This is a genomic window from Microbulbifer weihaiensis (genome assembly GCF_048323715.1).
Classification (GTDB): Bacteria; Pseudomonadota; Gammaproteobacteria; order Pseudomonadales; family Cellvibrionaceae; genus Microbulbifer.
The window spans coordinates 77381-103455 of record NZ_JBLWFL010000018.1 but is presented as its reverse complement, the minus strand read 5'-3'; the positions used below and the strand labels follow the sequence as shown (position 1 = coordinate 103455).

The following is a 26075-nucleotide window of genomic DNA, read 5'->3' as shown; positions in this document are numbered from 1 at the left end:
GCTGCCGGGCCGGTAACTTATGGTGGTAAGTTACGGGTCTCACCTTACCGAATATTTGGGGAATTAGGCCATACAAGCGCAAGCAGTTTGCTACGGCCCTTCGGGCCTCCGCGGGACGCCCAACACTATGCACATTATGTGCGGCTCGCTGCGCTCCCAGTTTCGCACAAAATGTGCATAGAATTGGCCGCCCCTGTTGCGGGCGTTATGTGTCAGAGAGAGTAAAGTGATAGACCAAAAGCTAGAACGTAAATTTCTTAAGTGGTTGCATGAAGAATACGTCCGTAGGTACGGGTATGGTGTTAGGAATATAGATAAGTGTACGTTTTATCTAACGCGACGATGTGATTCGTTACCCGAAGACTTTTATTCTGTAGATAATGGTGTCGCAACGTCAAAGCTTCTTCACTTTGCTGAAGAGCTAGCGGCAAAAGGGCTGGTGCGTTTCGGAGATACTGGTCTTGATTATTATTTTACTAAGGAAGGTTACCAAGCTGCCTCTCAGGGCTTTTGGGGAAAAACTCTGGATTCACTAAATAAAAACCCTGGATTATGGGCAGTATCAGCCATACTAATTTCAATTGGCAGCTTGATTGTATCCATACTCGATCTCAAGTGATAAAACACATAACAATGCGAGGCAGTTTGTTCCGGCCCTGCGGGCCTCCACCGGACAGCTTACCTTGTGCACTTTATACGCTGGTCGCTTCGCTCCCTTTTTTGCGCACAAAGCGCCCAAAGTAAGCTGCCGCTGCTCGCGGCGTTAGGCATCATGCATGAATCTATCTAATTTTTTGAATTCAACTTTAAAATCAGATGAATTGATCGAGTTTTTTGAAGTCCATGATGTAGAAGTAATCTATTCGTATGACCGTCTCCACGAGGGAATGGAGGATCAGTACTTTGGTTCAATAGCAGAGTTGGGTATACAGTTTGTCTTTAATAATCAGCAAGCTTTAAAAGCAATATTTGTACATGCTCAGAATAATGGAGAGTTCCAAGCCGCAAACTTACCTGAGCTTGGAGTAATGTCGTTCGAAGAAAAGACTTCAGTGGTCGCGTATGCTCTAGATAATGGCATCAACTATTCAGAAGGAGCGGCTAACTTTCTCGGGAAAAGTCTGGAGTGGGCAAAATTTGAGTTCAGCAATCACTCGGTACATTACGAATTTAATGATGGGGTATTGGCCCTGGTAACATTGCAGCCACAAAATGCCTAACAAATAGCGGCAGAGCGACAGACAACGCTGGGCGTTATGTGATCATTCGGAAAGAGCAATGATGATTCTTGGGGAAAAACGAGAAGAAGAATTAAGGAAGATCAATTTTACTCCTGCCATCGTAAGGCTAATGAACGGTAAATTTGTTCATGATGACTTGGAGTTTCGCTTTCAAGCATTAAGGTATTCGTTGGCGGGCGATAGTATGGCACCCAAAGATATTGGCTTCATTCCGATGTGGGAAGATGACCTATCAATTACTGGCTTGTACTTAGTAGAAAATCGGCCTGTTTTTATAAAGTTCTACGTTGAAGATATGGAGCCAATTGAAATTGGCCGATCCGTGACTGATTTAATCGAGTTTATTGTAAAAGAGTATGGCGAAAATGAGAGTGAACTACGGAGTATTCTTTCCGCCCCGTGCGCTTCAACCACATAACAAGGTGCTGCAGCTGACGTCTTACTTTATGTGTCTTTTGCGCATTCGCTGCGCTCCCATTGTTGCGCAAAAGCCAAATAAAGTAAGCCGCCGCTGAGCACGGCGTTACCACTCCCGAGAATTCGAACAAACATTTACCAGACCTACGGGCACCACGACCAGCCAGGAACTAGCAATGAGTGAAATAAGGGACGAGAGCATACTGGCCGATTTGAAAACTGCTGAGAAGCACAACCTCCTGATCCGGGTCGATCAGCTTATGAGGACGAAAGACGGTGGGCCTGAAATCGAAACCCTACTAAAGCAAGGACTGAATCTCGATTGGCCGACCAATGATGGTCGTACTCTGTTGAAGCGCCTAATAGAAAAAAAGGATCACATCGGAATCCGCTTTTTATTGGATCTTGGCGCGAACGTCGAAGGCGTAAAACGGTCTCCCAAGCCGCTCACAGCTGCAGTGATCGCAGGTGACTTAAAATCTGTGAAGCTGCTATTAGAACGTGGAGCCAAACCCGACCGTGAGCCGCTAAAAACATTCATGCCGCCTTTGATCCACGCCGCTGACCGAGGATATACGGATATTGTAGCGGCGCTACTCGCTAAAGGGTGCCGCGTATCAAAAGGTCCTGAGCGTTGGGCTCTGGCGTTAGCTTGCCTTCGAGGGCATACGACCATTTGTTCGCTGCTTCTAGATGCGGGAGCACCGGTACTTCATGACCAATCCCCGCCCAAAAACCAATCAGCTGTTCCCAACGTAATGCAGCCAATCGAGGAAGCTTTGCTCAACGAGCATGTTGACTGTGCCCGGCTGCTGGTTGAGCGAGGGGCGGAAGTCACGCAGCGCTTAATGGAACGCCTGGTTGAAGACGGGCGCTTCGTGAGCTTTAGGTTCGCTTTAGATCATGTCAAAAAACTTGATCTTGGGGAAGTTTTTGCGAGAACGGCGGCATCTAGCCCAGCATGGTTGTATCCCGGAAAGGCGGCGATAGCGGAGTATATCCTTGACACACTCGGGTATGAGCCTACCCAAGTTATTCTGGAAAGAGCCTATAGGAACGCTCTTTATCATCGGGAATACGAGGTTCTGAAAGTACTGACAGATAGAAAATTGGCCTTAGACGAGCATATCAAGGCTGAAATGGGAAAGTCTATTCACGGGTCACGACATGAAGCCGAAAATAGACAATACTTCGAACTCATTCCGGAGCGCGTGTAGCCCAGGGGGCGTAAACGGCGTCGGACTGATTTTTGTTCTAGCAACGCTCTCCCAAGTCAATATCTATATAGCGTAGGCGTAAAAATCTGCCCCAGTACTTCGGTGCGCCCATCGCACAGCCTATAAAGCGTTTCGCGCTTTCAAGGCTGTGCGATGAACAGGGGTGTTAGATACCATAAGGATTCCAAGTGATTGAGCAAGTTTCAAAAGGAAATTTGAAAGAGGTTTTGCCTCTTTTCAGGGCGTACCAGGAGTTCTACAAGGTTCCGGATATAAGTGATGAAAGAAATCACAAATTTCTTTCGCAATTCTGTGAGTCGCCGGAACTTGGCAGACAATTCCTATTTCGGAAAAATGGAAACACCGTTGGATTTGCGACCGTGTACTTCACGTTCACCTCCACAATTGCTTCAAAAATTGCCATATTGAATGATCTGTACACTCAGCCAGAGCGTCGTGGCGAAGGTGTAGGGCGACAGCTAATTGAGCATTGTCGTGCATTCGCCAAAAGTAATGGGGCCGCAAGGTTGCAGTGGGTAACAGCCCCTGACAATGTGGCCGCTCAAAAACTTTATGATTCTATGGACCTCAGTAAAAGTACGTGGCACTTCTACACGTACCGCACATAACAGAGCCGGACAGTTTGGTATAAGCCTTCGGCCCTCCACAGAACAGGGTTAAGCGCAAGCAAGAATCAAAATGATACGCCAAGCTAAAAAATCCGATGCCGCAAAGATCGCTGAAATATATAACCATTACGTTTTAAAAACGTGCATTACTTTTGAGGTGGAGCCGGTATCAGAAGAGGAGATGTCGCTTCGAATTTCAGAATGCGCAAGCAATAACCTACCCTGGCTCGTTGCGGAGCACAATAATGAGGTTATCGGCTATTGCTACGCGAGCAAGTGGAAGGGGCGCGGTGCTTATCGGCACTCCGTGGAAGCTACGGTATATGTAGACTCTACCGCTGGATCAAAAGGCTGGGGTTCAAGGCTATATTCCGCGTTGTTCGCAAAACTGGCCGAGATTCATGTCCACGCCGTAATTTCAGGTATAGCACTACCGAATGCAGCCAGTATTGCGCTGCATGAAAAATTTGGCATGCAGAAAGTAGCCTATTTCAAAGAGTTGGGTCGCAAGTTTGATCGCTGGGTGGATGTTGGATATTGGCAGCGCCTGCTTCCCGCCTGACAACACCGGGCAATTTACTTGGGCCCTTAGGCCAACGAAATAGTAACGCCACTTCACGACCCTTTGGCTTAGCGTCAAATACAGAGACCATCATGAACAAGAACACAAACGATATTTACACATTCTATGTATGCTGGGGCATCTCCATAGGGCTCTCCCTGGGCATTTCTACGGGGGTGGCATTCGGCATGTACATTCAAAATATCGGTGTCGGGATAGGTTGCGGGGTAGCCATAGGCGGCGGACTGGGCACTTCCATCGGTACTATTTTGGGCATTTATAAAAGTAAAAAGTGACTCCTGAAAATATAAAGCACTGCCAGAAATAGGAGCCCTGGAACCAGGGCTATCGGTGGGACGCATTCACGTGGCGCTGTTTAGCGCGACCTTATCCAAATAGGCAATCAAACTTGGCTCTTTCATTTGCAACCTCAAGATTGAAAGTGTTCGAGATATCACATGATCTTCCCTTGCCAGAGCGTGCGAACCTTCTTGGCCGCGCTCCGGAGATTCTTACCCCATCAGTCACCGAAAATCTTCCGCCTTATTTTCACGGCATCGACTCACCAGAACGTGCCCAAGCATGGCTGGAGCGGATGTTATCGCAGAGCCGCCTATTCCTGGTTGAGACAGTAGAGAACAAATTAATTGGGTTCTTATTTGTATCCTCGACAGAGGATCGTGATGCACATGTAGGCTACTTACTTGCCGAAGAATATTGGGGCAAGGGTTTGGCCAGCGAATTGCTTCAGGGTTTCATCGAGCAAGCCTCAGAAAATGAGCCCTGGGCCAGGCTTGTCTGCGGCGTTGATCCAGCCAACATCGCGTCAGCCAACCTGCTTAAAAAGCTGGGCTTTTTCGAGCAAACCGTAAAAGACAGCGACGTCGTCTTTTACGAATACAAGCTTGCCCGCCCACATTCATAAACAAGAGCGCTGGCCATCGGGAGACGAGCACGTAATGAGCGGTATTACCGACTTGCAGCAACTGCTGCGCTCCATGAAACCGGAGCTTACGGACCAGGTCTTCGTCTTCTGTACCGTGCCGGGCAATATCGGGGATTTTGTCTCACTCACCCCCATTGCTTCATTTGCCGAGCAGGAAGGACTGACCTTGGTGCTGGCCAGGGAAACCGCCGAGCGGGCGGGCCTGCAGTTTGATGGGGTATTTCGTCAGATCACCCTCACGGTGCACTCCAGCCTCGCGGCGGTGGGTTTGACGGCCGCGGTGGCGGCAAAGCTCGCGGCCAAGGGCATCAGCGCCAATGTGATTGCAGCCTACTATCATGATCACATCTTTGTACCCGCGGACAGGGCGGAAGCGGCATTACGCGCCCTGCAGGAATTCAGCGTTTGAAACTGCACGATGGGACATGACGCTTGCTTAATCTTTGCTTCCAGATTCACCAACGATAGATTGCGCAAAAAACGCGGCGCCAGGGGAGTGATGATGTCGTTTACCATGCCCAGATCAGTTAAAGCACTCTTCATCCTGCTGCTGGTCGCAACGCATTCGCTGAGCGCCTTTGCCGAGGAAAAAACGGCGTACAAATTCGAACACATGAAGGGCAATGTCTATCGCTTTACCGCGGGGCACTACCGTTCCGTGTTTATGGTCACCAAAGCGGGAATCTTTGTTACGGACCCCATCAGCAATGAGGCCGCCACCTATTTGCGGGCGCAGCTGGCGCAACGCTTCGATGTACCTATCCGCTATATCGCCTACAGCCACAACCATGTCGACCATACGCTCGGTGGCCAGATCCTCGCGCAGGATGGCGCCGACGTGCTGGCGCATGAATATGCCGCGGAAGACCTGAAATGGGCCCGCGTCCCCACCGCCATGCCCAACATCACCTTTCGCGACAAACTGGATATTGCACTGGGTGACAGCCGCGTGGAGCTCCGCTATCACGGGCCCAATAACGGGCGCGGCTCAGTGAGCATGCGGTTTATGCCGGCCAATGTTCTGTATGTGGTCGACTGGATTGTCATCGGCCGCATGCCCTACCGGGATCTGCCGGGTTATGACATTCACGGCATGATCCGCTCGACGCGGGAGGTACTCGCCAGCGAACCCTTCGATCTCTTTATCGGCGGCCATGCACAGGCTGGAACCTATAAGGATGTCGAGCGTTACCTCGCCTACCTTGAGGCGCTGTACGCGGCGGTGCGCGATGGCATGCTGGCGGGAAAGAACCTGGAGACGCTGCAATCTGAAATCCGACTGCCTGAATACAAAGATCTGCCGATGTATGCGGAGTGGTTACCGCTGAATGTGGCCGGCGTATACAAAACGCTGGTGGAGATGTCGTATTTCAATTTGCGCCCGGACATCGATGCGGAGCTCTAACGGGCAGGCGTTCAGATCCAGCAGCGCCTACTCTCCGCGTAGTCAGCGACGGAGAAACGTACCCAGCCAAGCTGATCAGCCGGTGAGGATACTCCTCCCACCGGGAGGGGGATAACAGGGGGCGGGGGAGCGGGCACAATGGTCAAAAATGGTGCGATTGAACGCCGACCAATAAACCACCGGACAGGTGCCCGCCATGATGATGACTGCAAGAAGCCGTAATTTGAGGCTGCTTTCGTTACTTTTCGTGCTTTTTTCAGCCTCCACCCGGGCCGAACAGGCACTCGAGCAAAACCGTGCCGTAGACCGCGTGGAACCGCCGTTCTGGTGGGCGCAGATGGCGGAGCCCAACCTGCAGCTGATGCTCCACGGCGATCATCTGGCCAACGCGCAGGTGAAGGTGGACTATCCCGGGGTGACGGTCACCGGCACCGAGCGTGAGGAGAACCCCAACTACCTGTTTATCAATCTGGCCATTGCCGAGTCCGCACAGCCGGGCACCCTCGACATCCAATTCCGTGGCGACGGCTGGCAGCAGACGGTTCGCTATGCGTTGAAGCAACGCCGCGCGGGCTCTGCCCAGCGCCAGGGTTTCAACGCCAGCGACGCCATCTACCTGATCACTCCCGACCGTTTCGCCAATGGCAATCCGGGCAACGACACCACCGCCGACACCCTGGAAGCAGCCGACCGCAGCAACCCCAGCGGCCGCCACGGCGGCGACATTGCCGGCATGCGCCAGCACCTGGATTATGTGGCCGAGATGGGCTTCACCCAGATCTGGCCCAACCCGCTGGTGGAAAACGACCAGCCCGAGTACTCCTACCACGGCTACGCCGCCACCGACCTCTACCGCGTTGATCCCCGCTTCGGCAGCAATGAAGAGTTTCGCGAGTTTGTGGCTGCGGCGCGCGCCAAGGGCCTCGGCGTGATCCAGGACATGGTGCCGAACCACATCGGCAGCGAGCACTGGTGGCTGCAGGATCTGCCCGGCAACGACTGGCTGAACGGCACCGGTACCGACAAGGGCAAGTTCGAATACACCAACCACGCCCGCACCGTGCACATGGATCCCTATGCCAGCCACAAGGACCACCAGCTGTTTACTGATGGCTGGTTTGTGGATGCCATGCCGGACCCGAACCAGCGCAATCCGCGGGTAGCGAATTACCTGATCCAGAATGCCATCTGGTGGGTGGAGTACGCAGACCTGTCCGGCATTCGCGTGGACACCTACGCCTATTCCGATGCGGACTTCCTCACCTGCTGGTCCGGCCGCCTGATGCGGGAATACCCCAACTTCAATCTGGTGGGCGAAGAGTGGACCCGGCAGCCGGCGCTGGTGGCCTACTGGCAGGCAGGCAACAAGAACCGCAACGGCTATGTGTCACATATGCCGAGCATGATGGACTTCCCGCTGCTGTACGGCCTGCGCGACGGCCTGGAAAAGCCGGAGAGCTGGAGCACTGGCCTCGTCACCCTGTATGAGGCATTGGCCAATGACGTGCTCTACCCCAACCCGAACAACCTGGTGATTCTCGGCGGCAACCACGACATGAGCCGCCTCTACAGCCAGCTGGATGAAAACCTCGGCAAGTTCCGCATGGCGGTGGCCTACCTCGCCACCATGCGCGGTATTCCGCAGTTCTATTACGGCGATGAAGTACTGGCGAAAAGCCCCAAGCAGCGCGACGACGGTGTGGTGCGCAGCGACTTCCCCGGTGGCTGGGCTGGCGACAAGACCAACGGCTTCACCGGCAAAAACCTCAGTGCCGAACAGACGCAGGCACAACAGTTTGTGCGCACCCTGTTCAACTGGCGCAAGGACAACAAGGTCATTCACGAGGGCAAGCTGAAACACTTCGCGCCCATTGACGGGCTCTATGTGTACTTCCGCTACGACGCCGACAACGAGACCAACAAAACAGTGATGGTCGCCATCAACAAGAGCGACAGGGCGATTGAATTCGACCGCGCCCATTACGCAGAAATGCTCGACGGCAAATCTGCGGCCAGGAATGTGGTGAGCGGCAAGCAGAGCAAACTGAATAACCTCGTGTTCGCCGCGAACGACGCCCAGGTTTTTGAACTGCACTGACCGATTAGCAACACAGCATTACAACAGCGCGCAGGCGCTGCGACGATAAAAGAGAGTGAGCATGAGAGAGCACAATAAACCGCGCAATGCGCTGCGCCAGGGGGTCAGGGTGAGCCTGATGGTACTGGCCCTGCCGTTTGCCGGACTGCAGGTGATGACCGCCGATGCGGCGGAAAAACAGCGCGAGTACCTGGGCCACAAACTGCAGGACGGCGCACTGGTGATCCAGACCAGCGACAGTCAGGTGACCCTGACCCCGCTGAACCGTGCCGCACTGGAAGTGCAGTACCAGCGCGAAGGGCTCAAGCAACTGCCCTCCTTTGCCCGCGCCGACGAGTCCGCCGTAGAAGTTAGTGGCAAGATCAGCGAAACGGAATCCGACCTGCACTACTCCCTCGGCACCCTCACCGCCGTGGTACACAAGTCGCCTTTCTCCATCGAATACCAGCGCGGCGACCAGCCGCTGCTGGCGGAAGAGCACGGCTTCTTCGCCAACGAAACCATGCGCGGTTTCCGCTTTGCATTGCAGGACCAGGAAAAACTGATCGGCGGCGGCCAGCGGGTGCTGGGAATGGATCGTCGCGGCCAGCGCCTGCCGCTGTATAACAAGGCCCACTACGGTTACACCACCGAATCCAACCAGATGTATTTCGGCCTGCCGGCGGTGATGAGCAGCAACAAGTACATCCTGCTGTTCGACAACAGCGCCACCGGCACTATGGACCTGGGCGCCAGTGAAAACGACGTGATGCAGTTTGAGGCCGTGGGCGGGCGCACTGCGTATATCGTGGTGGCTGGTGAAAGTTATCCACAGCTGATCGAAAACTACGTGGACGTGACCGGCCGCCAGCCGATGCCGCCGCGCTGGGCGCTGGGCAACTTCGCCTCGCGTTTTGGTTACCGTACCGAGCAGGAAGTGCGGGATACCGTGGACAAGTTTGCCGAAGAAGATTTCCCGCTGGACGCGCTGGTACTGGATCTGTACTGGTTCGGCCCCGACATCAAAGGGCATATGGGCAACCTAGCCTGGGACAACAACGCCTTCCCGCAGCCGGTGAATATGATGGCGGACCTGCAGGCGCGCGGCATTAACACCATTCTCGTCACCGAGCCGTTCGTGCTTTCCACTTCCGAGCGCTGGAGTGACGCGGTGGCACAGAACGCGATTGCGAAAAACCTTGCCGGCGCCCCCAAGCAGTTTGATTTCTACTTCGGCAACACCGGCCTGATCGACGTGTTCTCCGAAGACGGCCGCAACTGGTTCTGGAATATCTACAAAGGCCTGAAGGAACAGGGTGTGGCCGGCTGGTGGGGCGACCTGGGCGAACCGGAAGTGCACCCCTCCGACACCGTGCACGCCGTCGGCATGGCCGATGAAATCCACAATGCCTACGGCCACCGCTGGGCACAGATGCTGTTCGAACAGGAAAAGGCCGACGAACCGAACGAGCGCCCGTTCATCATGATGCGCGCCGGTTTCCCCGGCTCCCAGCGCTACGGCATGATTCCTTGGACCGGTGACGTGGAGCGTAGCTGGGGCGGCCTCAAGCCGCAGGTGGAACTGTCCCTGCAGATGGGCCTGCTGGGCTTCGGTTACACCCACTCCGACCTCGGCGGCTTTGCCGGCGGCGAGAAGTTTGACCGGGAGCTGTATATCCGCTGGCTGCAGTATGGCGTATTCCAGCCGGTGTACCGCCCGCACGCGCAGGAACACATTGCCCCGGAGCCGGTATTCCACGACCGCAAGACCCGCGACATCGTGCGCGAGTACGTGAAGCTGCGCTACCGCCTGCTGCCGTACAACTACACCCTCGCATTTGAAAACAGCCAGACCGGCATGCCGCTGATGCGCCCGCTGTTTTTCGAAGACGAGTCCAACCTCGCACTGATGGACAACAAGGCCGCCTACCTTTGGGGCAACGACTTCCTGGTGGCGCCGGTAACCGACGAGAACATCGACGAGGTGGAAGTACAGCTGCCCGGAGGTGTCTGGTTCGATTACTGGACAGATGAAGCCTACCGCGGTGACACCGCGGAAGTGGACGTGGATCTCGACACCATCCCCGTGCTGGTGCGCGCCGGTGCCTTCATTCCCACCGTAGTGGATATGAAAAACACCCGCGAGTACACCAGCAAAGCCCTGCGCCTGGATTACTACGCCGACAGTTCCGTCAGCCAGTCCAGCGGCTATGTGTACGAAGACGACGGTGTGACCGCCGATGCCTTCGCCAAGGGCCAGTATGAAAAGCTGCTGTTTACCGGCGAGCGCAATGGCGACACCAGCCGCTTTACCTTCACCCGCGAGGGCAAAGGCTACAGCGGCGCGCCGGATTCCCGCGCGCTGGAGCTGGTGCTGCACAACTGGCCGCAGGCGCCGCAGCAAATCACTGTGGGCGAACAGGCACTGGCGATTGTCGAGCGGGAAAAATCCCTCGGCGAGAACAGCGCCTACTACGACAAGCGCGGCAAGACCCTGCGCATCCGCTTCCCCTGGGGTGGCGACGACCTGGCCCTGAGCGTCCAGTAAACCACTGATTATTTTCCGCTACGCGGCAACCCGGTGCATACGCAGGGTTGCCGCCAGAACAACGGACAAGTTTTTTCATGAACAAACTCCATCGCCTGATCCTGTCTTCCGTGATCGCCAGCAGCCTCCTCTCTGGTTGCGGCCCTGAAGCGAACAGCAAACAAAATTCTGCAGCGCCGCAAGCGACGGCAAATACGCAACAGACCGACGGCAAAACCGTTATCTACCAGGTATTGCCGCGCCTGTTCGGCAATACCAATGCCACCAACAAACCCTGGGGCACCATCGAAGAAAACGGTGTGGGTAAGTTCAACGACTTTACCCCGGAAGCGCTGCAGCAGATTCGCGCGCTGGGTGCCAACTACATCTGGTACACCGGCTCCCTGCACCACGCGGTAGTGCGCGACTACAGCGATATCGGCATCGCCAACGACGACCCGGACGTGGTCAAGGGCCGCGCCGGTTCCCCCTACGCCATCAAGGATTACTACACGGTGAATCCGGATCTGGCGGAAGACCCGGGCAAGCGCCTGGAAGAATTCCGCGCTTTGATCGAGCGTTCCCATGCTGCCGGTCTCAAGGTCATCATCGACATCGTGCCCAACCACGTTGCGCGCAACTACCACTCGCTGGCCAAGCCCCAAGGTGTGCGCGATTTCGGTGCTGATGACGACACCAGCGTGGCCTACGCCCGCGACAACAATTTCTACTACGTGCCCGGTGAGCCCTTCCAGGTACCGGTAGCGGAAGACGGCTACCAGCCGCTGAACGGCGAAGCCCACCCACTGGTGGATGGCAAGTTTGACGAGATGCCGGCGAAGTGGACCGGCAACGGCAGCCGCGCGCCGCAGCCGAAACAGGACGACTGGTACGAGACCGTCAAAATCAATTTCGGCGTGCGCCCGGACGGCAGCCACGATTTCCCGGAGCTGCCAGCGGACTTCGCCAGCAAGGATTACCGCGCCCACGCCACCTTCTGGGCGGACAAGGACGTACCCAGCAGCTGGAAAAAATTCCGCCAGATCACCGACTACTGGCTGGCCTTCGGCATCGACGGTTTCCGCTACGACATGGCGGGCATGGTGCCGGTGGAATTCTGGAGCTACCTGAACTCCAGCATCAAGATGCAGAAACCCGACGCGCTGCTGCTGGCGGAAATCTACCAGCCAGACCTGTACCGGGATTATGTGCGCCTGGGCAAGATGGACTACCTGTACGACAAGGTGGGCACCTACGACGCGGTGCGCGCGGTGATGGAAGGCAAGGCCGGGACCGATCCGCTGGTGGGCATCCAGCAGAGCCTCGCCGGTATCGAAGGCAACATGCTGCGCTTCCTGGAAAACCACGACGAACAGCGCATTGCCAGCCCGGAGTTTGCCGGCAACGCCGCAGCGGGCATTCCCGCCATGGTGGTCTCCGCCACCATCAGCGGCGCGCCGACCCTGGTGTACTTCGGCCAGGAATTCGGTGAACCGGGTGCCGGTGATGCCGGCTTCGGCAAAGCCAGCCGCACCACGATTTTCGATTACTGGTCTGTCCCCTCGATTCGTCGCTGGATCAACGAAGGCCGGTTTGACGGCGGCAAACTGACGGAAGAAGAGAAAGCCCTGCGCGACTCTTACCAGCGCCTGCTGAACTTCACCCGCGAGAGCGACGCACTCACCGGCGAATATCAGGATCTGCACGCCTATAACCGCGCCCAGAGCGCAAATTACAGCGACAGGCAGTTCAGCTTCGCGCGCTGGGCCGGCAATGACCGCCTGCTGGTCATCGCCAACTTCGCCGATGCCGCCCAGCAGTTTGAGCTCAGGCTGCCCGCCGACCTGGTCCAGCAGTGGCAACTGGCCGAGGGTGAGTATGTACTCACCGACCAGCTGCAGGAAGGCGGCAGCACGCTGCTCGTCAATGCCCAGGGCGAAGGTGCTGTGTCACTGCAACTGGCCCCTCATTCCGCCCGCGTGCTGAAACTCGCCCACTGAGGAGCAAGCCCGTCTGCCCGGGAAGGTTTGTACAGAAACCTTCCCGGTCTGGTACTGTCGTAGACTTCACAGTCAGTGCATTACACTGACTTCTATCTCTGTGGGATCAACGGGAGGATGGGCAGATGGGCGGAAGCATACGCGAATGGCTGGTGGCGCTACTGGTAGTGGCAGCGGTGGTGTTCGGCATTTACTGGTTTGCCGTGCGGGATGCGGCCAAGCCGGAAGTCCCGCCGCCGGTCAGTGAAAAGCCGGTGGAAGCCGCCCCCAAAGTCGACCTCGAGGAGCCGGAAGAGCCCGTGCTCCCGCCGGTGCCCGAGCCGGCGGAACCCGTCGAGCCACCGCGCACGTTGCCCGCCCTCAATGACAGCGACAAAGAAGCCCGCGACGACATCATCAGCCTTTCTGCGGACGGGGCGCTCGCCAAGTGGATCGTTCCTGACGAAGTGGTGCGCAAGTGGGTGGCCCTGGTAAACACCGCAAGCAAGGGCGAGCTGATGCCCAAGAACCGGCCCTTCACCAATCTCGAAGGCCCGATTACGGTCAAGGACCTGGAAACCCGCAGCGACGGCGCCAAGGTCTATATACTGTCCCAGGAGAACTACCAGCGCTATGACCAGGCGGTGCGCCTCTTTGCCATGGTCGACAGCGACCAGGCCGTGAAGCTGTACCAGTTCTGGTACCCACGCCTCAAGCAGGCCTACGGCGAGCTCGGCCTGAAAAATAAAAACTTCCATGCTGCGGTGATGGCGGCGATCGACCAGGCCCTGGCCGCACCGGAAATCGACGGCCCGATCAAGCTGGTACGCCCCACGGTCTATTACAAGTTTGCAGATGAGAAACTGGAAAAAATGCCCGGCCTGCACAAACTGATGATTCGCATCGGGCCGGACAATGCTGCGCGGGTTAAGGAAAAACTGAAGGAACTGAAAGCGAAGCTTCAGCAGCTGCCAACCAACTGAGCATCATCGTCTAGCCGCCATCGGCAAGGCTCCGCCCCAGTGCCTTGCCGGTCGCGGCCACCCGCTCTCGGATTCCTGTAAGTATTCCCTCCCGTTTCTGCGTCATTCTATGGGTGGCAGTCAGGCCACCGCTGGCAGACGTACACAGGGCATAGAAACTGCCTTTCTTCCCTATCCACCCTATCCTCACCTGTTTTTTACGAACACCTAACTTTCAACGGTTAACACAGACAGCTTCCAGTTGCGCAACCACCGGAATTAACCGAGCATCGACAGGGTCGGTCACGGGCCCAGCGCCAACCGCCACCGGCAATGAGGTACGTAGCAAATTCAACGATGTACTTCGGAAAACCATGGGGGATGGCGATGCAAACACCAGGAAGCCGGATCAATCTTTTCAAAGTGTTTACCTTTGTGCTCTGCACCGCGGCCGTGGCGGCCTGTGGTGGTGGTGGCGGAGGAAATACCACCGCAGAGCCACCGGATAATACGTCGGGCAGTTCTTCAAGCGGTTCCTCAAGTGGTTCATCGAGCAGTTCATCGAGCAGCTCCTCAAGTGGTTCATCGAGCAGTTCAGGCGCGACCACAAACTCCCCACCGATCATCAGCCACGTATATTTTTCGCCCTACCCGGCTTTCACCAACACGATCCTGAAAGCAAACGTCGCCAGTTCCGATCCGGATAACGATGAACTGACGACCACATTTACCTGGTCAGTGAACGGACGCATCGTAAGCGATGCCACCAGTGAGACACTGGCACCGGAACACTACGTCAAAAATGATCTGGTAAGCGTTTTGGTTGCCGTCAGCGATGGTGAATTGTCTGCGTCCAAGGCGAATGAGATCACCATCAGTGACAGCCTGCCGATTGCTACAGGTTCCAGAGTCCCCACTACCGTGGAATATGGCATTTCCACCACATTCACCGTCGGCGCAGAAGATGCCGACGGTGATGAAGTTTCAGTGCGGCTTGTGACCCGCCCCAATGGCATGACACTCGCGGAAGATGGCACGGTCACCTGGACACCCACCGGGCCCATGTTCGATACCAACCAGGTCGTGAACTGGTCGGCAATGATCGAACAGGGCAGTTTTCGCAAATCCTTCGGCAGTGCCATCACCGTTGTCGACGAAGATAGACAGGTTCCACTAAGCCGCAGTGGAATCATTTTTTCCGGCAAGCTCACCAGTGGCGATTTCAACGGTGACGGCACCGAGGAGCTGCTGGCGACCGACTACGACCAGAGCCTGTTCACCATTGGCCAGGAAGGGGACAGCTACCAGCAGAACTGGATGTACCCTTTCGCTCTATCTAAAAGTAGTAAAATCAGCCACATCACCGCTGCGGATATCGACGGTGATGGCACCGATGAAATATTTGTCGGCCTGAGCAACTTGAACGATTATCCCGACGAAGGTGAAACGCAAATACTGATCATCGATGGGGAAACCCGCCGCCTGCGTGACACCATCCATATTGCCGGAGATACTGTACAGAGTATCCGTATCGCCGACGTCAATAACGATGAGCAGCCGGAAATCATCGTTTTCATAACCAAAGGCTACTATTCCGACACCGCGCATCTCGTCGAGGTACGCCGATCGAACGACTTCAGTCAGGTTTGGCAATCCTCCCCCCTGGCACAAGTGAGCGATCTCGCTACCGGCGATACCGATGGCGACGGCACCACGGAAATCATTCTCTCTGGCGGCTATATCTTTGGGTATAACGGCAGTACTTTTACGAATGAGTGGCTGTTCGGCGATGGGACCATTCATGCTATCGATGCAGCGGATCTCGATGGCGATGGCACAGATGAGATCGTCGCCCTCTCAAATGGAAGCGGCAGCAATCAGCTGACCGTATTTGACGCCGCCAATAAAACCGTCAAGGCCGAATCGACGGAAGCTTTCTCCAGTTTCCATCTAGCAGATATCGATGGAGACCAGACCTTTGAAATATTTGCAACGCCCGACCCTTACTTTGAAGCCCGGTTGCTGGCTTTCGATAGTGATACTTCACTACTCCGTACCGACTGGACATTGAACCTGCCGTTCACCGGCAGAGGCCTGGTGGCCGACATGGACGGTGATCACGAGAAAGAATTTATTATTTTTGACGGTGGCCTGAGATCAAGAATTCTGGTTGCAGGCGCGAATCCGCAACCGGAAATCGAGTGGCAGAATGACGATATCCATAGAATATCCCTGCCTTTCGAGGGCGGGGAACTCACCAACTTTACCGGCAAGGGGAATAGGCTGGTATTTTTTGCCAAAGCCAGTTCAAAGTTTCCAACACACAGTACTTTTGGTGCCAGGGCGATCCAACTGGATCCAACCAATGGCAAACTCGAATGGTCACCGGCGCTAGCGTCGGATGTCACCGGCGTCCTCACCGATCAGGGGCAGGACGGAACCCCTGAGCTTTTGTATTTGAACCGCAATACCCTGTCCCTTTACAGCTTTTTCTCCCAGTCCGTCATCTGGACGTCCTCGCCCATGAGCGGATCTGGAATTGCGCTGGCAAAGGGAAGATTGAATACTGACCTGGAAGATGATCTCGCGATTCTCACCGAGTACGGAAATATTATTGGATTTGATCCAAAAAACCAGGTTGCGCTCTGGGAAGAGGCACGAGAGGGTGGTAGACACATTGCGCTTGCGGACTTGAATGGTGATCAGGAAAACCAGATTATCGTCGCCGACCATCATTCGCTGTCAATGTATTCGACAGGGGAAAATGGCGTAACTCTGCAGGCCACCCAAAGCCTGGAAGACCTTACGAGTATGGTCCCAGAGTCGAACTATCACTTTGATTTTTCAACTTCGTACATCAATAGTCTGGCAACCGGAGATCTGGAGAGCGACGGCAAGCAGGAAGTTGTATTCGCCGCATCCACGACCGGCGACATATCCTGGTTGGTGATACTCAATCACGACCTTTCTCCACGAAAAGTTTTTCGAAGAGCGGGAAGCGTACAGGGCGTGCTGGTACAGGATTACGGTACCGGCCACCATAATCTGCTGATCAATGAGGTGTCCGATATTTTTAACAACACCCACAGCCAATTCGTGGAAATCTCGCCCGAGTCAGGCCAGGAGGTTTCAAAGTCACCTTTGATACCCAGAATGGTCGTGGATAACGGAATGTATTTTGTCGATACAAATGGGGATGAGATCCCGGAGCTAAGCTACGGCTCAAGAATCTCGATGAATGTAACGCGTTAACATATTCCGCCAAATCGAGGTTTGCCCTTAAGCGAGCCTCGTGGTCTTTCCTTTCAGAAACAATAGCAATCACGTCCAAAAAAAGACCGGCGCGAGGTGATCGCCCCTGATACACATCACAAATTCAAACAAAACCCCCCTAACTAGTACCAGCGTACCCTCACTCATCGTTTCATGGCCTTGAAGCCAAACCTCAACAAAAAGAAAATCCCCACCCTCCAATATTTCCAAAAAAGCTCAATTTATAAAATTACGCTTTCACACAAATCAATTCTGACACTGGTAATTGCAAGGAAGGATCCGTGGCAAGACGCTCTCGTAGAGGCGGTGTGTCATCACCGTTAAATATTTTTTCCACTTTACTGATATGCCTGTCGATCAGCGCCTGCGGCGGCGGATCATCAGGAGGGGGATCCAATCCCCCTGGTGGCAGCAGTAGCTCATCGTCGGGCAGCAGCTCGAGCTCGGGCGGAAGCACATCCAGCTCGTCAAGCAGCAGCTCGAGCTCTTCCAGCTCATCGGGAAGTTCCAGCTCCTCGGGAAGTTCTGCTTCATCCAGCAGTTCCGGCTCTTCAAGCGGCGGAGTCGCCAATCTGCCCCCCACGATCAATAGCTTCGATATCACCCCTGAACAAGCCTTCAGTGATACGAATCTGACCGCATCCCTGGACGCTTCAGATCCAAATGAAAATCCGCTGGAGATAACCTATGTGTGGCGGGTCAATGGCGAAGTGATCGATGGTGCTACCGAGGCAACCCTTGATCATCAGCACTTCCTCAAAGCTGACGAGGTAAACGTCGAAGTTCTGGTCAGCGATGGCGAATTTAGCCAAACCGCAACTGCGGATACTGTGATTCAGGATTCAGCACCGAGCTTCACTGTCATCGGCATGCCAGAGACAGCGCAGTATGGCGAAGCCACAACCTTCCAGGTACTCATTGAAGACGTGGACGATGATGCGTTTACCTGGGAGTTCGTGTCACGCCCCAACGGCATGACACGAGATGAGTCGGGAACGGTTTCCTGGACACCGACGGGGCCGATGTTTGGCACCAGCATTGATACCAGCTGGGAGATTGCCGCCTATCAGGCAGAGCAGGAATACTCCGTACAAAGAACCATCAAGGTGATCGACAACGATCGACCAATGGTCTTATCCCGCGGCGGAGTCAGTCTACAAGCTAGCAGATTAATGACGGCCAAAGCAGACCTCGATGGTAAAGGCAAATACGAACTTGTAACCGCCGGTCCCTATCGCCGGCTGTTTACCCTGGCTGCCAATGGCGATAAATTCGAACTCAACTGGGATTACCCCTATGCCTTCGCGGGGCCGACAGAGCGCTACACCAGTGTTGCCGCAGCCGATATGAATGGCGATGGCCGAGACCAGATTTTGGTTGGTGTAGAAGCACATTACCTTTTTGCTCGCGACACAACACACATTTACATCTTCGATGACAACCGACGCCCGCAGCGAGTCGGGAACGTTCCGGGCAATGACGTTCAGGTCATTCGTGTGGCTGATGTGAACGACGATGGCGAGCTTGAAATCGTGCTCATGGTTGGCATCTACAATGATCGAACGTCGCCAGACGAGGTCATGAGCCAAAAACACCTAGTGATTCTCAGGGCTTCAGACCTTTCACTGGAGTGGCAATCACCGGTGCTGGAACTGGGCAGCAATATCGCCGTTGGCAATGTCGATACAGACCCCTATCAGGAAATCGCCACTGACCGCGGCTATGTTTTCGGGTTTAACGGCACTGAGTACGAAATCAAATGGCACTACGAACCGGGATTCCGCGAACTGGCGGATTCATTTGCTGACTATGTATCACTGGAAATCGTTGATGTGGACGGCGATGGCGACAAGGAAATTGTTGGCCCTCACCTCAGATTTTACGATGCCATAACAAAGAGTGTAATCAATTCCTCTAGCGTTAAAGCCAGGGATTTTACCGCGTTTGACCTGGACGGCGACGAAGTTCCAGAGTTTTTGACCAAAGACCAACTGTACAAATTTGATGCTAATGGGACTGGAAACTTCGTGGCCCAATGGGACACGCCCCTGTCCGGAATGTCGAATGGACTCTTGTTTGCAGCAAACATGGATGATGATCCAGCAATAGAGTATCTAATTCCTCAACGCGGACTAAATTCAATTTACACGAGCAGCCCAGGTGATAGGGCAGCCACACTTAAGTGGGTGTCTGACTATCCGGCCAGTGTTTATACAGAGCTATATGCGCCGCATTTCCTTGACGCCAATGGCCAGGGCGAAAAAATCCTACTGGTCGGCAAAGACCAAAGCTTAGACACCATCACCATGGCTACAATCGACCCCATCTCAGGGGCGACTTCCTGGTTATATGACATCCAGCAGGAGTTCGGCTATCACCGCTATGCAGGTGTTCCGCTAGACCTGGGCAACGATGGCAGTATGCAAATGTTCCATATCAACAATTCCACTCCTGCCGTGTTTGACTTTGGTTCGGGCACCATTTCATGGCGCGGTGAAGATACCGGCAGCAGCGTAGTTACGGCAGCGCAGGGACAGCTGGCTTCCTCGTCCGCTATCACCGCCCTGTTCACGACAGAAGACGGTACCCTGCGCGCCTACGATACGGCAACCCTGCTGCCAAGTTGGCAGCTCGCCAATGCCGGCGGGACGCACCTGGTTGTGGCTGACATAGATTCGGATGGACAACAGGATGTGCTGAGTGCCAGTACGCAAGCACTGAACCTGATCAGCGTCGAAGCCAGTGGTCCCTCGATTGCGCGCACCCTCACGCTGGAAGATTTGGTGCCAGAAGTTAATGACGAGAACTACTCAAGCAACCTGCAGTACCTGGAAATAGCGAGTATCTCGGTCGGCAAGCCATCGCCGGCATCCGCAGAAAAAATCGCATTAGTCGTTTCCACCCGAGCCTACAGTGGATCCTGGTTAATCGTCCTCAACGCGGACTTCAGTGTATACAGCCTGACGGCCTATGCTGACCGACGTATTCATTCGGCATTATTCCAGAACTACGGAGACGTCAATAGAAACCTGCTGCTCAACGTCCAGCTGGATGCACCGCGAAACCCACCGTGGCCGCATTACTACTATGACCATTACTTCATGGAAGTTTCACCGGAGAACGGCAAAGCCGTATCCATGTCGCCCGGGTTTGCGACAGATGCTATTCCGGGGAGCATGAAGTATGTGGACACAAACAACGACGGCATACAGGAACTGATTTGGAGTACCGCGTATGCGTCAGTAAATGCAACGCGCTGACCAATCCAGACATGAGGGCCCTTCGGGGCCCTTTTTTATCCGTAACGGCAAATTAAATCCGGCGATAGAAATAATTGCCATTTTCACAGTCCTTAAAAAAATTCGTATTCCAGCAGGATACGGAAACTCTGATCCGGGCTCTCATCTGTCAGCCCCAAGATGGCACCGACTTCCCAGCGCATTCTGTGGCCCGGCCTGAGTTTTATCTCGCCAAGCAGCACCGGCCCAAGCCCAAACGTATCCTGACCGGCATATAGCTCCAGGGCCGGCTCCAGTTCAGCCTTCCAGCGATAGCGCCCCTGTAGCTTCAACGCCGACTCCAGCTCCTCTTCACCACTGCCCCATTCGTAAATGGCCTCAAGGTTTGCCGTACCAGTCCAGCGCTCCCACTCGCGGCTGCTGATCAATGTGACTGCCACCTCGGACAGGTCTTTGTCGTTTTCCCGTTCAAACTCGAGCAGCAATCCCCAGTCCGCTGCGTATTCACCCTGTTCGGTGATCTGCCATTTGGCCTCCAGTTCCACACCAGCCAGGGACAGGTCTTCTTCGTGACTCCCCTCACCGATCAGGTAAACCTCACCAAACCAGCGTTCGCTAAAACCGTAGCCAATGCCCAGCCGGTGCAGGTGCACGCCATCCAGCGCTTCCTCCTCAGACTCCTCGCTCGCACCATCGCGCAGGCGAGTTGCCCGCCACTCGAGCTCCGTCTCCCCGGCTTCTACATAGGGATCGTAAATGCGATCCACTACAACACCGTCCGCAAGTGCCGCATTGGTGGTGACGGCGAGCAGAATCGCCGGCGGTAAACGCCGTTCATTCAGTGTGAAGTACATAATCAGGTCGCTCCTTGCGGCTTAGGTACAGAGCCATCACTGATAGCGCAATCATGGGGATGGCGGCCAGGCTATAGGCCGTGACTTCCGCCGCTGTCGGCGTCGCTTCGTATCCCAACAGGGCATAGAGTAACTGCCCCACCAGCGAATCTTCCCCGATCAGGTTTGACGTATCCCACACCGGCGCGGAGGAAGGCAGCCAGTCGGCCTGTATCAGTTGCTGTGCCGCCTGCAGGCACAGCCCGCTGCCCACCAGAGTCAGCAGTACCAGTACCACGCCAAGGGTGTATCGCCGCGGCAGCTCCACCAGCAGATAGTAAAACAGGGCGCCGATGCTGAACCCTATGCCCGCACCGATTAGCGCACCACTCAGCACGCCGGGCAGTAATCCCTGCTGGGGAACAAACGCCATCAGGTAAATGAATATTTCCGAACCCTCACGCAGTGTAGCCAGTGCTATCGACACCAGCATGGCATATTGCAACAGGCCGAGGTGTCGCCGGCTGCCGCGCGCGGTAATGATCAGCAATAGTGCGATTACCAGCAGAAAACCATACAGCGCAATCTGCAGGGCGGCATTGAGCAGCTCCTGCCCTACCCCGTCGGCCGCCTCGGATATGGGCCCCAGCAGCAGGCCGTAAACCACCGAGCCGAGCACCCCACAGGCAAGCGCGCCATAGAACCAGGAACGGCGCAATTCCAGAATGCGGCACATCGCCAGCAGAATGCTGAGCAACAGCGCCGCTTCCAGTACTTCCCGCAAAACGATGATGACACTGGTCAACAGCATGCCTGGCCCCCGGTGAATTCTTTACTGTGCAATGACTTTTCCCTGGGCCGTTTTTGGGTTGAATTCGCCGAAAAAGGGGTACTCTCCGGGCGCCAGCGGACCAATGAATATCACCGCTTTTTTCCCACCCATGATTACTTTTTCCCGGTTGAGCTCATAGCTCTCAAACTCTTCCGGGGTCCCATCGAGGTTGTGGACGATCAACTTGATTTTGGTATTTGCAGGAACCACTAGTTCCGATGGATAGAACAGGTGATCGCGGATCTCCAGGGTGACAACCGGGCGATCCGCCAATACCTGTACCGGTGACAGCAGAAACCAGATAACCGGGATCCACAGCCGGGCTCTGAAACAGCGACATTCAGCCAATGGAATTCTCCTTGCCAGGCGTTACGCTTTGTTCGGCGCTGCCGATACCGTTATCTCTTGCTTCTAAGTCCGCATCTACGTCTGTATCTACGTTGGGGAAATCAACCTGCACGGCAAGCCCCTGCCCCAGGCTGGAGTCACCCAGGGTAATCCTGGCTTTGTGCAATTGTGCGATATGCTGGACGATCGACAGGCCCAGCCCACACCCGGCGACAAGCGAGCCGTGGCGATCGCCGCCGACCCGATAAAAGCGCTCGAAAACCCGTTCACGTTCTTCTGCGGCGATTCCCGGCCCGGAGTCTTCCACGCACAGGCGTAGACCTGAATCGCCAGCCCGCACTGTGACCAGGATCCTGCCGCCTTCCGGGGTATATTTACCGGCGTTCGCCAGCAGGTTCTGCAACAGTATTGTCAGGGCAAACTGGTCACCGCGCATCGACGCCGAATGCCCGTTCAACTCCACCGTTTGCTGGCGCCGGTCGAACTGTTCGTAGCGCTCGGCAATGACATTTCGCGCCAGACGGTGCAAGTCAATCTGCTCAAAGCGTGCCGGGTAATGTTCCGGCGTGGTGCGAAACAGATCCAGCATCTGTTCCACCAGATGTGCCATGCGCTCAATGCTCTGCTGCAGGCGTGGCAGGGATTCAGGCTGCGGTGAGATACCCGCCTCGGTGATTTCCTGTGCAAGATTGTGCGCATGGATCTGGATCGCACTGATGGGTGTGCGCAACTCGTGTGCGGCATCGGCGGAAAAGCGCCGCTCGCGCTCAAAAGAGGCCTGCAGGCGTTGCAGCAGTGAATTGGTGGAGTGAATCACCGGGAGCAGTTCCGCGGGCGCATTGTCCTCCGGCAGCGGACGGAAATCTTCCGCCCGCTTATTGCGCAGCGCACGCGCCAGCCGGCGCAGGCTCGACAGGCCCCGCCCCACCACCAGCCAGATCAGCAAACCCGCCACCGGTAGTCCCAGGAGAATCGGCAACACCGAGTCCAGAATGACTTCATCCGCCAGGTTGTAGCGCAGGTCTACCCGCTCGGCGACATAGATCCAACGCGCATTGGGAAGGTCGTGCAGGCCAAACACACGCCAGCGATAACCGGAGAAATTGACTTCGCTGTACCCGGTTTTCCCTTCTGCGATGTGGGCGCCGGGTGCGTTTTCCGAGCGCAACAACAGCGATCCGTCGTCGCGCCAGATCTGAAACGCCAGCAGGTCATTTTGCGTCACTACTTGCGTAACTTTTTCCTGCGCCTCCACGCCCGTTCCGGCAACAGAGGCAAGCATCCGGGCGGTCGCTGCAATCTGGCGATCGAACAGCGCCTGGGCTTCATCCATGCTCGCGCGATAGCCGTGCAATGCGGATACAAAGTTCACCAGGGTGATGGTCGAAAGCAGCGCGATCAGCAAGAAAATGCGGATGGACTTCACTGGCCGTTTTCCAGCTTGTAGCCCACGCCACGAATATTGCGGATCAGTTCCGGGTACAGCTTTTTACGCAGATTGTGGATATGCACGTCCACCGTGTTGCTCGCGACTTCCTCGCCCCAGCTGTAGAGCTTTTCTTCCAGCTGCTCGCGGCTCTGGATCAACCCCGGCCGCTCGGCCAGCGCGCGCAGCAGGGCAAATTCCCGGCGTGACAGCTTCACCGCCCGGTCGCCACAGGTGACCTCGTGGGAAGCGGTGTTGATCACGACATCGCCGATGCGAAGCTCCGCGGTGGTAACGCCGCCGACGCGGCGCTCCAGTGCCCGCAACCGCGCCAGCAGCTCATCCACCGCAAAGGGTTTGGTGAGGTAATCATCGGCGCCGGCATCCAGGCCGGCAATTTTCGAGGTCAGGTCGTCGCGGGCGGTAAGAATCAACACTGGCGACTTGAACTGGCGCCGGCGCAGTTGTTTCAACACCTCGACGCCGTCGATATCCGGCAAGCCGAGATCCAGAATGACCAGGTCAGGATGCGCCGCCATCGCCAGTGCGACACCGCGCGCGCCCAGATCGGCGTGGTCGACGGCATAACCTGCATGGCGCAGTGCCGTGGAAATGCCGTCGGCCAGTGACTGGTCATCTTCGATCAGCAGAAGTCTCACGTTAGTGCAGTTTTTCCTGGATCAGCGCTTTCAGTTTCAGGATTTCCCCCATGCGCCCTTCACTCGCCAGTGGGCGGGCCAGGTCTTTGGGCGCGTGCTCGGCCTTGCTGAGGTATTCCATCGCCCGGGGATAATCCTTGTGCTTGAAAAGATAGTCGGCGTAGAAGTAATTGGCATCGATGTCATTGGCGCCGTACTCCAGGCCTTTCTTCAGAAAGGTTTCCGCTTTTTTATCATCGCCAAAGCCGATTGGCCAGCCGGGCACCTGATAATAGAGGCTGCCGAGGCTGGTGTAGGCCGCGCCGTCCTGCACGCTGCCATTCAGGGCGATGGCGTGTTCGAGGTCGGCTTTTGCCGCCTTCACTGCGGACAAGGCACCCAGGCCACCCTTTGCGCCGGCATAAGAGGCGCGGATGATGCCGCTCCATACCCACAGATCTGCGCTGTTTGGGTTGGCGCTGGTCGCCGCCTCGGCACGGCCGATCAGGTTTTCAAATTGCGCGGCCTGCTGCTTTTCCGGCAGCCGGTATTTGATTTGCGCCCACTCCCGCTGCAGTGAAACCAGCGTGTCAGATGGATTCGACGCCCAACTGGTGGTTGCCGCGAGCCCCGCCCAAACGAGCATCGCAAGCGACATCCAGGTGCGTTTAATCGAAACCTTCACAAAGGCAGTGTTCATCAGATTTCTCCTTGCGGTTTTTTCCCGGCGGCGTATTCACGCACCACCGGCAGTTTTTTGATTAACGCGGAATCCACCACGGCGGGAAGTAGCGCGTTGACCTTGATAAACAGCCGTTCAGGCCAGCCGATAAAGCGTCGGCCACTGCTGCCGGACTGCAAAAGCTTCAGGCACTGTGCGGCCACGGTTTCCGGCGCATCACTGTGATTGCCCAGTGCCCGGTTCAGGTTCTTCACGGCATCGCTATTGAGGGTCGTATCCACTGCACGCGGCGCCAGGTAGTGCACCTGCACACCGCTGTCACCCTGCTCGCGGCGCAGGGCTTCACTGAATCCATGCAGGCCCGCCTTGCTGGCGCCATAAAGGCAGAATCCGGGGTGACCGATATGACCGAAGGCGGAGCCGATATTCACCACCGCGCCGTGCCGGCTCTGCGCCAGCAACGGCAACAGATCCCGCGTCAGCGCGATCGGCACCAGCAGGTTGGTTTCCAGCACCTCGCGCAGGCTGGCGTCATCGATATGCTCCAGCAGTGCGAACTGGGAAACGCCGGCGTTGTTGATCAGCACATCCACCCCGCCGGCAAGCGCCTGGCAGCGCTCTACCAGGGATTGACGCTGCGCCTTGTCGGTGAGGTCGGCCACCATTGTCCGGTGGCGCTCGGGGTGCGGAAGATTCAGCCGCAGGGTCTCAAGGCGCTCCTGGTTGCGCCCCTGCAGCAACAGGGAATACCCCTGCGCCGCCAGCAGCCGGGCGATGGCACTGCCGATACCGCCGGCCGCACCGGTAAGCAGAACTGTGGCTGTCGATGCATCTTTACGCAT

The 26075-nt window shown here is 55.9% G+C and carries 24 protein-coding genes; 16 read left to right on the top strand and 8 right to left on the bottom strand.

What is annotated here, in order from left to right:
• The first annotated feature begins 226 nt into the window (after positions 1-226).
• The 15 genes from ACNKU7_RS16480 (at position 227) to ACNKU7_RS16410 (ending at position 17214) form a co-directional block, all read left to right on the top strand.
• The gene (locus tag ACNKU7_RS16480) at positions 227-619 is read left to right on the top strand and encodes a hypothetical protein (protein WP_418298101.1); all 393 of its coding nucleotides are present in this window, start codon (positions 227-229) and stop codon (positions 617-619) included.
• 157 nt (positions 620-776) lie between these two features.
• Positions 777-1220: a hypothetical protein gene (locus ACNKU7_RS16475; protein ID WP_418298100.1), complete on the top strand. Its 444-nt coding sequence runs from the start codon at positions 777-779 to the stop codon at positions 1218-1220.
• A gap of 58 nt (positions 1221-1278) precedes the next feature.
• Positions 1279-1659, top strand: coding sequence for a hypothetical protein (locus ACNKU7_RS16470; protein WP_418298099.1), 381 nt, complete (start codon positions 1279-1281; stop codon positions 1657-1659).
• Between the two features lie 175 nt (positions 1660-1834).
• Positions 1835-2875, top strand: a complete 1041-nt coding sequence (locus tag ACNKU7_RS16465) for an ankyrin repeat domain-containing protein (protein ID WP_418298098.1) — start codon at positions 1835-1837, stop codon at positions 2873-2875.
• 188 nt (positions 2876-3063) lie between these two features.
• A complete protein-coding gene (locus ACNKU7_RS16460; RefSeq protein WP_418298097.1) occupies positions 3064-3504 on the top strand; it encodes a GNAT family N-acetyltransferase in 441 nt (146 codons plus the stop codon).
• A 70-nt stretch (positions 3505-3574) separates the two neighbouring features.
• A complete protein-coding gene (locus ACNKU7_RS16455) occupies positions 3575-4066 on the top strand; it encodes an arsinothricin resistance N-acetyltransferase ArsN1 family B (RefSeq protein ID WP_418298096.1) in 492 nt (163 codons plus the stop codon).
• A 92-nt stretch (positions 4067-4158) separates the two neighbouring features.
• The gene (locus tag ACNKU7_RS16450; protein ID WP_418298095.1) at positions 4159-4362 is read left to right on the top strand and encodes a hypothetical protein; all 204 of its coding nucleotides are present in this window, start codon (positions 4159-4161) and stop codon (positions 4360-4362) included.
• Positions 4363-4475: 113 nt separating this feature from the next.
• Positions 4476-4991, top strand: coding sequence for a GNAT family N-acetyltransferase (locus tag ACNKU7_RS16445; RefSeq protein ID WP_418298094.1), 516 nt, complete (start codon positions 4476-4478; stop codon positions 4989-4991).
• A 34-nt stretch (positions 4992-5025) separates the two neighbouring features.
• A complete protein-coding gene (locus ACNKU7_RS16440) occupies positions 5026-5421 on the top strand; it encodes an ACT domain-containing protein (RefSeq protein ID WP_418298093.1) in 396 nt (131 codons plus the stop codon).
• Between the two features lie 105 nt (positions 5422-5526).
• Positions 5527-6417 carry an MBL fold metallo-hydrolase gene (locus tag ACNKU7_RS16435; protein ID WP_418298092.1) on the top strand — a complete coding sequence of 297 codons (891 nt, stop codon included), beginning with the start codon at positions 5527-5529 and terminating at the stop codon, positions 6415-6417.
• A 196-nt stretch (positions 6418-6613) separates the two neighbouring features.
• Positions 6614-8515 (top strand): glycoside hydrolase family 13 protein, encoded by a 1902-nt coding sequence (locus ACNKU7_RS16430; RefSeq protein WP_418298091.1) that lies wholly within the window; start codon positions 6614-6616, stop codon positions 8513-8515.
• A gap of 61 nt (positions 8516-8576) precedes the next feature.
• Entirely contained in the window at positions 8577-11042 is a 2466-nt protein-coding gene (locus ACNKU7_RS16425; protein WP_418298090.1) for a glycoside hydrolase family 31 protein, read from the top strand.
• A gap of 77 nt (positions 11043-11119) precedes the next feature.
• Positions 11120-13021, top strand: a complete 1902-nt coding sequence (locus tag ACNKU7_RS16420) for an alpha-amylase family glycosyl hydrolase (protein WP_418298089.1) — start codon at positions 11120-11122, stop codon at positions 13019-13021.
• Positions 13022-13146: 125 nt separating this feature from the next.
• Positions 13147-13983 (top strand): DUF3014 domain-containing protein, encoded by an 837-nt coding sequence (locus ACNKU7_RS16415; protein ID WP_418298088.1) that lies wholly within the window; start codon positions 13147-13149, stop codon positions 13981-13983.
• A 366-nt stretch (positions 13984-14349) separates the two neighbouring features.
• Complete coding sequence (locus ACNKU7_RS16410) at positions 14350-17214, top strand: FG-GAP-like repeat-containing protein (protein ID WP_418298087.1); 2865 nt, start codon at positions 14350-14352, stop codon at positions 17212-17214.
• A gap of 250 nt (positions 17215-17464) precedes the next feature.
• Here the strand turns inward: ACNKU7_RS16410 and ACNKU7_RS16405 are convergent, their stop codons facing one another.
• Positions 17465-17806: a hypothetical protein gene (locus tag ACNKU7_RS16405; protein ID WP_418298086.1), complete on the bottom strand. Its 342-nt coding sequence runs from the start codon at positions 17804-17806 to the stop codon at positions 17465-17467.
• A gap of 118 nt (positions 17807-17924) precedes the next feature.
• On the opposite strand from ACNKU7_RS16405, the gene ACNKU7_RS16400 reads away from it, so the two are divergent.
• Positions 17925-20495, top strand: a complete 2571-nt coding sequence (locus ACNKU7_RS16400; RefSeq protein WP_418298085.1) for an FG-GAP repeat domain-containing protein — start codon at positions 17925-17927, stop codon at positions 20493-20495.
• 92 nt (positions 20496-20587) lie between these two features.
• Here ACNKU7_RS16400 and ACNKU7_RS16395 read toward each other — a convergent pair whose 3' ends face one another.
• Genes ACNKU7_RS16395 through ACNKU7_RS16365 form a run of 7 tightly spaced genes read right to left on the bottom strand, consistent with a single transcriptional unit; the run spans position 20588 to position 26075 of the window.
• Entirely contained in the window at positions 20588-21328 is a 741-nt protein-coding gene (locus tag ACNKU7_RS16395; RefSeq protein ID WP_418298084.1) for a hypothetical protein, read from the bottom strand.
• Entirely contained in the window at positions 21309-22118 is an 810-nt protein-coding gene (locus tag ACNKU7_RS16390) for an FTR1 family protein (protein ID WP_418298083.1), read from the bottom strand. The genes ACNKU7_RS16395 and ACNKU7_RS16390 overlap by 20 nt, the downstream gene beginning before the upstream one ends.
• 21 nt (positions 22119-22139) lie before the next feature.
• Entirely contained in the window at positions 22140-22442 is a 303-nt protein-coding gene (locus ACNKU7_RS16385; protein ID WP_418298102.1) for a cupredoxin domain-containing protein, read from the bottom strand.
• A gap of 37 nt (positions 22443-22479) precedes the next feature.
• Entirely contained in the window at positions 22480-23913 is a 1434-nt protein-coding gene (locus tag ACNKU7_RS16380) for an ATP-binding protein (RefSeq protein ID WP_418298082.1), read from the bottom strand.
• Entirely contained in the window at positions 23910-24572 is a 663-nt protein-coding gene (locus ACNKU7_RS16375; protein WP_418298081.1) for a response regulator, read from the bottom strand. The genes ACNKU7_RS16380 and ACNKU7_RS16375 overlap by 4 nt, the downstream gene beginning before the upstream one ends.
• Position 24573: 1 nt before the next feature.
• Entirely contained in the window at positions 24574-25251 is a 678-nt protein-coding gene (locus tag ACNKU7_RS16370) for a tetratricopeptide repeat protein (RefSeq protein WP_418298080.1), read from the bottom strand.
• Positions 25251-26075: an SDR family oxidoreductase gene (locus tag ACNKU7_RS16365; RefSeq protein ID WP_418298079.1), complete on the bottom strand. Its 825-nt coding sequence runs from the start codon at positions 26073-26075 to the stop codon at positions 25251-25253. Before ACNKU7_RS16365 ends, ACNKU7_RS16370 begins: the two co-directional genes overlap by 1 nt.

What these genes read in the sequence shown, in the direction of transcription:
- ACNKU7_RS16475 (WP_418298100.1), top strand. Translation starts at nt 777, where the DNA reads ATGAATCTATCTAATTTTTTGAATTCAACTTTAAAATCAGATGAATTG.
- ACNKU7_RS16470 (WP_418298099.1), top strand. Translation starts at nt 1,279, where the DNA reads ATGATGATTCTTGGGGAAAAACGAGAAGAAGAATTAAGGAAGATCAAT.
- ACNKU7_RS16465 (WP_418298098.1), top strand. Translation starts at nt 1,835, where the DNA reads ATGAGTGAAATAAGGGACGAGAGCATACTGGCCGATTTGAAAACTGCT.
- ACNKU7_RS16455 (WP_418298096.1), top strand. Translation starts at nt 3,575, where the DNA reads ATGATACGCCAAGCTAAAAAATCCGATGCCGCAAAGATCGCTGAAATA.
- ACNKU7_RS16450 (WP_418298095.1), top strand. Translation starts at nt 4,159, where the DNA reads ATGAACAAGAACACAAACGATATTTACACATTCTATGTATGCTGGGGC.
- ACNKU7_RS16440 (WP_418298093.1), top strand. Translation starts at nt 5,026, where the DNA reads ATGAGCGGTATTACCGACTTGCAGCAACTGCTGCGCTCCATGAAACCG.
- ACNKU7_RS16435 (WP_418298092.1), top strand. Translation starts at nt 5,527, where the DNA reads ATGCCCAGATCAGTTAAAGCACTCTTCATCCTGCTGCTGGTCGCAACG.
- ACNKU7_RS16430 (WP_418298091.1), top strand. Translation starts at nt 6,614, where the DNA reads ATGATGATGACTGCAAGAAGCCGTAATTTGAGGCTGCTTTCGTTACTT.
- ACNKU7_RS16425 (WP_418298090.1), top strand. Translation starts at nt 8,577, where the DNA reads ATGAGAGAGCACAATAAACCGCGCAATGCGCTGCGCCAGGGGGTCAGG.
- ACNKU7_RS16420 (WP_418298089.1), top strand. Translation starts at nt 11,120, where the DNA reads ATGAACAAACTCCATCGCCTGATCCTGTCTTCCGTGATCGCCAGCAGC.
- ACNKU7_RS16415 (WP_418298088.1), top strand. Translation starts at nt 13,147, where the DNA reads ATGGGCGGAAGCATACGCGAATGGCTGGTGGCGCTACTGGTAGTGGCA.
- ACNKU7_RS16410 (WP_418298087.1), top strand. Translation starts at nt 14,350, where the DNA reads ATGCAAACACCAGGAAGCCGGATCAATCTTTTCAAAGTGTTTACCTTT.
- ACNKU7_RS16395 (WP_418298084.1), bottom strand. Translation starts at nt 21,328, where the DNA reads ATGTACTTCACACTGAATGAACGGCGTTTACCGCCGGCGATTCTGCTC.
- ACNKU7_RS16390 (WP_418298083.1), bottom strand. Translation starts at nt 22,118, where the DNA reads ATGCTGTTGACCAGTGTCATCATCGTTTTGCGGGAAGTACTGGAAGCG.
- ACNKU7_RS16370 (WP_418298080.1), bottom strand. Translation starts at nt 25,251, where the DNA reads ATGAACACTGCCTTTGTGAAGGTTTCGATTAAACGCACCTGGATGTCG.
- ACNKU7_RS16365 (WP_418298079.1), bottom strand. Translation starts at nt 26,075, where the DNA reads ATGCGTAAAGATGCATCGACAGCCACAGTTCTGCTTACCGGTGCGGCC.